This window comes from Plastoroseomonas hellenica (assembly GCF_018129085.1).
GTDB lineage: Bacteria > Pseudomonadota > Alphaproteobacteria > Acetobacterales > Acetobacteraceae > Plastoroseomonas > Plastoroseomonas hellenica.
Genome location: NZ_JAAGBB010000041.1, coordinates 49,429 through 56,112 on the forward strand (window position 1 = coordinate 49,429; position 6,684 = coordinate 56,112).

Sequence of the window (6,684 nt, forward strand, 5' to 3'; positions counted from 1 at the left end):
GTGGAGCCGCTGAAGCCGGTCTCGGCCGGCGCCCGCATCGTGCTCGGCGCCGGCTTCTTCGCGCTGTTCATCGCCGGCTGGGGGCTCGCGACCTATGGCGGCTTCGTGCCGCCGCTGTTCCTCGCCTCCCCGGGGCAGACGCTGGTCGCCGGCTGGTCGCTGCTCACCGAATTCAACTTCCTCGGCGACATCGCGGTGACGGTGTTCCGGGTCGTCGGCGGCTTCGCGATCGCGGCCGCGATCGGGGTGCCGCTCGGGCTGATGATGGGGGCGTTCAAGCCGATCGAGGCCTTCTTCGAACCCTTCATCTCCTTCGCGCGCTACCTGCCGGCCTCCGCCTTCATCCCGCTGCTGATCCTCTGGGCCGGGGTGGGGGAGGCGCAGAAGCTCTCCGTCATCATCATCGGCAGCGTCTTCCAGGTGGTCATCATGGTCGCCGTCATCGCCGGCGCGACGCGCATGGACCTGGTGGAGGCGGCCTATACGCTCGGCTCCCGGCGGGCCGGGATCCTGCGCCGGGTCATCATCCCGAGTGCCGCGCCTGACGTGATGGAGACGATGCGCCTGGTGCTCGGCTGGGCCTGGACCTATGTGATCGTGGCCGAGCTGATCGGCGCGACCAGCGGCATCGGCCATATGATCATGGATAGCCAGCGCCTGCTCGACACCGGGCAGATGATCTTCGGCATCGTGGTTATCGGGCTGATCGGGCTGATCACCGATTTCCTGTTCAAGGCGCTGAACCGTTGGCTGTTCCCTTGGGCCACGCTGTGATGGCGGACAATTTTCCGCCGCCCGGCGCCGAGGGGTGGTGTGGCGGCCCGATACTGGGCGGCGAACCGTGAGCCGCAAAACGCTCCGCGTCCGTGGTGTCACCAGGACTTTCCCCGGCAGCGGCCGCGCCGGCCCGACGCTCGCGCTGCAGCCGACCGACCTGACCGTGCAGCCCGGGGAATTCGTCGCCATCCTCGGCCCCTCCGGTTGCGGCAAATCGACCCTGCTCCGCATCGTCGCCGGGCTCGACCGCCCGACCGCCGGGACGCTGACGCTGGACGAGGCCCCGATCGCGGCCCCCGGGCCAGACCGCGGCATGGTCTTCCAGTCCTACACGCTGTTCCCCTGGCTCACCGTCGCTGAGAACATCGCCTATGGCCTGCGCGAGCGCGGACTACCGCCGGCGGAGCAACGCGCCATCGTGGACCGCTTCCTGGCGCGCACCGGCCTTACCGGCTTCGCCGAGCACTGGCCGCGCCAGCTTTCCGGCGGCATGCAGCAGCGCACCGCGCTCGCCCGGGCGCTCGCCAATGATCCTGAGATCCTGCTGCTCGACGAGCCCTTCGGCGCGCTCGACCACCAGACCCGGGAGCTGATGCAGGAGCTGCTGCTGGAGATCTGGGAGGCCGACCGGAAGACGGTGCTTTTCGTCACCCATGACATCGACGAGGCGATCTTCCTGGCAAACCGCGTCATCGTCATGTCGGCGCGGCCCGGGCGGATCAAGGCGGAGGTCGAGGTGCCGCTGTCCTATCCGCGGGAATGGACGGTGAAGACCACGCCCGAATTCGGCGCGCTCAAGGCCCGTTTGATGGCCGAAATCCGTGAAGAGGTGCGCAAGGCGATCGGCTGAGCGCGGGGGCGTGATGACCAAGGTCCCTTGGACATGGCAGACTGCCGCCATGGTGGATGCCGTTCCCGGACCGATACCACACCTCTGCGTCGCCGATGGCGCCGCGGCGATCGATTTCTACCGCCAGGCCTTCGCCGCGCAGGAACTCGCGCGCCATCCCGCCGAGGATGGGCGCCGAGTCCTGCATGCGGTGCTCGGTCTGCAGGGCGGCATCTTCTATCTCTGCGACCATTTCCCGGAATTCGAGTCCGGCAATGCGCCGCCCGGCGCCGCGAGCCCGGTGACGATCCATATCAATGTCGACGATGTGGATGCCGTCTTCGCCCGCGCTATCGCCACCGGCGCAACGGCGCTGCTGCCGCCGATGGACGCCTTCTGGGGCGATCGCTACGCCAAGCTGCGCGATCCTTTCGGCCATGTCTGGTCGCTGGCGCATCCCCTCTCTCGTGCCGGAGGGTGACGGGCGGCGACCGTCGCGCTACACGCCGCGGTCGTGACCAGTTTTCCCATCTCCGCCGCGATCCCCCGCGTCGCGCTCGTCACCGGCGGCGCGAAGCGGCTCGGCCATGCGCTGGCGCTGACGCTGGCCGGGCAAGGCTTTGACATTGCCGTCCACTATGCCGGCAGCCAGGACGCCGCCGAGGCGACGGCGGCGGAGATCCGCGCCCTCGGCCGCCGTGCCGTGGCGCTGCGCGCCGATCTCTCGCGGGAGGCGGAGACGGAGGCGCTGCTCCCGGCGGCGGCGGCGGCCCTCGGGCCGCTCGGGGTGCTCGTGAACAACGCCTCCACCTTCGAGCGCGACGAGTGGCACAACGCGACGCGCGCGAGCTGGGACCTGCACATGGAGCCCAATCTGCGCGCGCCCTTCCGGCTGACCCAACTCTTCGCGCAGCAATTGCCGGAGGTGGCGGAAGGCGTGGTGGTGAACATGATCGACCAGCGCGTCTGGTCGCTGACCCCGCATTTCATGTCCTACACCATGTCCAAGGCCGGGCTCTGGGCGATGACGCAGACCATGGCGCTGGCGCTGGCGCCGCGGATCCGCGTGAACGGCATCGGCCCCGGCCCCGCCCTGCCGAGCCCCCGCCAGAGCGAGGAGCAGTTCGCGCGCCAATGCGCCGGCACGCCGCTGCGCCGCGGCACCTCGCCCGAGGAGATCGCGCGTGCACTGCTCGCCATCCTGTCACTGCCTTCGATGACCGGACAGATGCTGGCGCTGGATGGCGGCCAGCATCTGCAATGGTGGCCGTCCCGCGGCGAAAGTGTCTCCGAATGAGCGGCTTCGCGCCCGACGCCGCGCGCGGCATCCGGCGCGTCTTCCTGCGCGGGCTGGAGCTGCAGGCACGGCTCGGCATCTATGCGCACGAGAAGGCGGCGCCGCAGCGCGTCATCATCGGCGTCGAGCTGGCGGTCGAGGATCCGCATGCCCCCGCCGGCATCGGGCCCGATCACCTCGACCGGGTGGTGGACTACGAGGCGGTCGTGAAGGCGGCGCGGAGGGTCGCCGCCGAGGGGCATGTGCTGCTGGTGGAGACGCTCGCCGAACGTATCGCCGCCGCCGCCCTGCAGGATCACCGCGTCCTGGCCGTGAGGGTGACGGTGGAGAAGCCGGACGCCTTCGCCGACGTGGCGAGTGTCGGCGTCGTGGTAGAGCGGTTCCGCGCCTGATTCGCGCTGGAGGCGAGCATGAAGGGGCGGAATCGCTTGAGTCATAACGCTTGGCGGGCTTTCGATCTGGCCCCGCAATGGGCAGTAGGAATTTGTCCACCGCCATGACCAAGCCGCGTCATCGGAGTTACAGGTCAAGGAAAATCAGGGGCTTGACACATTTGTGTGCCTATTTGTCACGACATATCTGTGTATTTTCAAAGAGTTAGACCGCCTTGGTCACGAAGCCCAGATTTTAGGCAATCACGGCCAAACTGGCCTCTAAGCGGGTCTGAGCAGCCCCGATGCGGTGTTCCTCCACAAGCTTGTCCACAGGGGCCGTGGACAGTGTGGACTTGTCGACAGGCAGGGCCCGCGCCTAATCCCGCCCCATGCAGGAGCCCAGCGAGATCGCCGAGACCGCCCCATCCGTGACGGGTCTTTCAGTCATCGAGACGGCACTTGCGACCTTGCCGCTGTCGCCCGGCGTTTATCGCATGCTCGATGCCAAGGGGGATGCCCTTTATGTCGGCAAGGCGCGGTCACTGAAGCGGCGCGTGCATGCCTATACCCAGGTCGCGCGCCTGCCCGAGCGGCTGCGCCGCATGGTCTTCGAGACCCGGCAGCTCGAGGTCATCACCACCGGCAGCGAGGCCGAGGCGCTGCTGTTGGAAGCCAACCTCATCAAGCGCCTGCGGCCGCGCTTCAACATCGTCCTGCGCGACGACAAATCCTATCCCTGGCTGGTGATGACCGAGGATCACCCCTACCCGCAGATCGCCAAGCATCGCGGGGAACGGCGCAAGGGCGCCAGCTATTGGGGGCCCTTCGCCAGCGCCTGGTCGGTGAACCAGACCCTGACCGCGCTGCAGCGCGTCTTCCTGCTGCGCTCCTGCCGCGACACGGTGTTCGACACCCGCGACCGGCCCTGCCTGCTGTACCAGATCCGCCGCTGCTCGGCGCCCTGCGTCGACCGCATCTCGCAGGCGGATTATGCGGAGCTGGTGCGGGAGGCAAAGCAGTTCCTGTCGGGCGAGACGCCCTCCATCCAGAAGCGCCTGGCGGCCGAGATGGAGCAGGCGGCCGAGAAGCTGGAATTCGAGCGCGCGGCGGCGATCCGCGACCGCATCCGCGGCCTGACCCATGTGCAGGGACAGGATCGCATCAACCTCGACGGCGTCGGCGATGCCGATGTGGTGGCAATCCATCGCATCGCCGGGCAGTCCTGCGTGCAGGTCTTCTTCTTCCGCGGCGGCCGCAACAACGGCAACCGCCCCTTCTTCCTGTCCCACGCCAAGGAGGGCGAGACGGAGGAGGAGGTGCTCGGCAGCTTCCTCGGCCAGCTCTACGACGACCTGCCGCCGCCGCCGCTGGTGCTGCTGAGCCACGAGCCGCCGGAGAAGGACCTGATCGCCGAGGCGCTGACGCTGAAGGCCGGGCGGCGCGTCGAGCTGCATCGCCCGCAGCGTGGCGAAAAGCGCGAGGCGGTGCAGCATGCCGAGACCAACGCGCGCGAGGCGCTGGAGCGCCGCTACGCCGAGGGCACCGCGCAAGAGGCGCTGCTGGCCGGGGTCGCCACGCTGTTCGACCTGCCGGCAGCGCCCGAGCGCATCGAGATCTACGACAACAGTCATATCCAGGGCACCAATGCCTATGGCGTGATGGTCGCCGCCGGCGCCGCAGGCCTTCTCAAGCAGGCCTACCGCAAGTTCGGCATCAAGGGTCCCATCGCGCCCGGGGACGATTTCGCCATGATGCGGGAAGTCTTCGAGCGCCGCTTCGGCCGCGCCCTGAAGGAAGATCCAGGCCGCGAGAGCGGCACCTGGCCCGACCTGGTGCTGATCGATGGCGGCGCCGGGCAGCTTTCGGCGGCGCGGGAGGTGATGGCGGGGCTCGGGGTCGAGGACATCCCCCTCGTCGCCGTGGCCAAGGGGCCGGACCGCGATGCCGGGCGGGAATGGTTCCATCAGACGGGCAAGCCCGCCTTCCAGCTACCGCCGCGCGACCCCGTGCTCTATTACCTCCAGCGCCTGCGCGACGAGGCGCACCGCTTCGCGATCACCACCCACCGCGCCGGGCGATCCAAGGCGATCACGAGGTCGGAGCTGGACGACGTCCCCGGCGTCGGCAGCGCGATCAAGCGCCGCCTGCTGAACCATTTCGGCTCGGCACGCGGGGTGCGGCAGGCAGGGCTCGAGGATCTGCTGAACTGCCCCGGCGTCGGCCCCGCCATGGCGCGACGCATCCATGAGCATTTCCACCCCGGCGCCGCCTAGGCGGAATCGTCATTCGGCACCGGGAGGCGGCTGGCGAGCGGCGAATTCCCGCCGCCGTCGATCTGCTATAGGGTCGCGGGACATTGAGCGTGATCATGCCGACCGACCTGCCCAATATCCTGACCCTGTCGCGCATCGCGGCCATTCCCCTGATGGTGGCGCTGGCGGCGATCCACGAGCCCTGGGCGGATTTCGGCGCCTGCCTGGTCTTCAGCGTCGCCGGCATCACTGATTACTTCGACGGCAAGATCGCCCGCGACCGCCAGCTCACCTCCGATTTCGGACGCATGCTGGATCCGATCGCCGACAAGCTGCTGGTCGGCGCGGCGCTGATGATGCTGGCCGGCATGGGCCGCCTCTCCGCCGCCGGCCTGTTTCCGGCGATCGTCATCATGCTGCGCGAGATCCTGGTCTCCGGGCTGCGCGAATACCTCGCTGGCCTCAAGGCCGGGTTGCCGGTGACGCGGCTGGCGAAGTGGAAGACGGGGTTCCAGATGGGCGCACTCGGCACCCTGCTCGCGGGCGACAGCGGGGCGGCGGTGATCGGGCTCGGCGCCTTGCCAATCTCGCTGATCGGTGAGGCCCTGCTCTGGGCAGCCGCGGTGCTGACCATCATGACCGGCTGGGACTACCTGCGGACCGGGCTGCACCACGCGGTGGCCGCGGACGCCAAGCGCATCCAACCGCCGGGCGAAAACAACCCCGTGCTGCACCCTTGAGCCCGGGCTCGGGCAGCGCATCTACACGTTACATCAGGAACAGAGCGCAGATATGGCAAAGCGAATGGCAGTCATCCACACGGCAGCTCTGGCGGCGCTGCTGGGATTTGCCGGCTGCTCGGCCGAGGACGGGCCGTCCTTCAACATGTCGAGCACGCCGACCGCGCCCGGCGACAGCCTGACCATCCGCCGGGTCCTCGGCGACACCGCCACGCGCGAAGCGGTGCAATCCGATCCGAATCTCGGCTGGATGCCGGAAGAAGCGCCGCGCAGCACCCTCGCCAACCCGGACGAGGCGGTGCGCGACATCCCCTCCTACACCCCGGTCCCGCGCCCCGGGCTCGACCGCGACCTGCGGCGGACCCCGACGCAGCCGCGCAGCGACGCGACGCCGCCGCGCGGCAGCAGCGGGCCG

8 protein-coding genes are annotated in these 6,684 nt (G+C 69.0%); all 8 read left to right on the forward strand.

The window, feature by feature from the left end:
- Entirely contained in the window at positions 1-774 is a 774-nt protein-coding gene (locus tag GXW71_RS25930) for an ABC transporter permease (RefSeq protein WP_211855600.1), read from the forward strand.
- Positions 775-841: 67 nt separating this feature from the next.
- Positions 842-1,627: an ABC transporter ATP-binding protein gene (locus GXW71_RS25935; RefSeq protein ID WP_211855601.1), complete on the forward strand. Its 786-nt coding sequence runs from the start codon at positions 842-844 to the stop codon at positions 1,625-1,627.
- A gap of 13 nt (positions 1,628-1,640) precedes the next feature.
- The gene (locus GXW71_RS25940; protein ID WP_246526891.1) at positions 1,641-2,087 is read left to right on the forward strand and encodes a VOC family protein; all 447 of its coding nucleotides are present in this window, start codon (positions 1,641-1,643) and stop codon (positions 2,085-2,087) included.
- A gap of 33 nt (positions 2,088-2,120) precedes the next feature.
- Positions 2,121-2,903: an SDR family oxidoreductase gene (locus GXW71_RS25945; protein ID WP_211855602.1), complete on the forward strand. Its 783-nt coding sequence runs from the start codon at positions 2,121-2,123 to the stop codon at positions 2,901-2,903.
- A complete protein-coding gene (gene folB, locus GXW71_RS25950) occupies positions 2,900-3,295 on the forward strand; it encodes a dihydroneopterin aldolase (RefSeq protein WP_211855603.1) in 396 nt (131 codons plus the stop codon). The genes GXW71_RS25945 and folB overlap by 4 nt, the downstream gene beginning before the upstream one ends.
- A 371-nt stretch (positions 3,296-3,666) precedes the next feature.
- On the forward strand, positions 3,667-5,550 hold the full coding sequence (uvrC, locus tag GXW71_RS25955) for an excinuclease ABC subunit UvrC (protein WP_211855604.1): 1,884 nt from the start codon (positions 3,667-3,669) through the stop codon (positions 5,548-5,550).
- A 95-nt stretch (positions 5,551-5,645) separates the two neighbouring features.
- Entirely contained in the window at positions 5,646-6,269 is a 624-nt protein-coding gene (gene pgsA, locus GXW71_RS25960; protein ID WP_211855605.1) for a CDP-diacylglycerol--glycerol-3-phosphate 3-phosphatidyltransferase, read from the forward strand.
- Positions 6,270-6,333: 64 nt separating this feature from the next.
- Positions 6,334-6,684 (forward strand): hypothetical protein (locus GXW71_RS25965; RefSeq protein WP_211855606.1); only part of this gene is annotated, 351 nt, incomplete at its 3' end.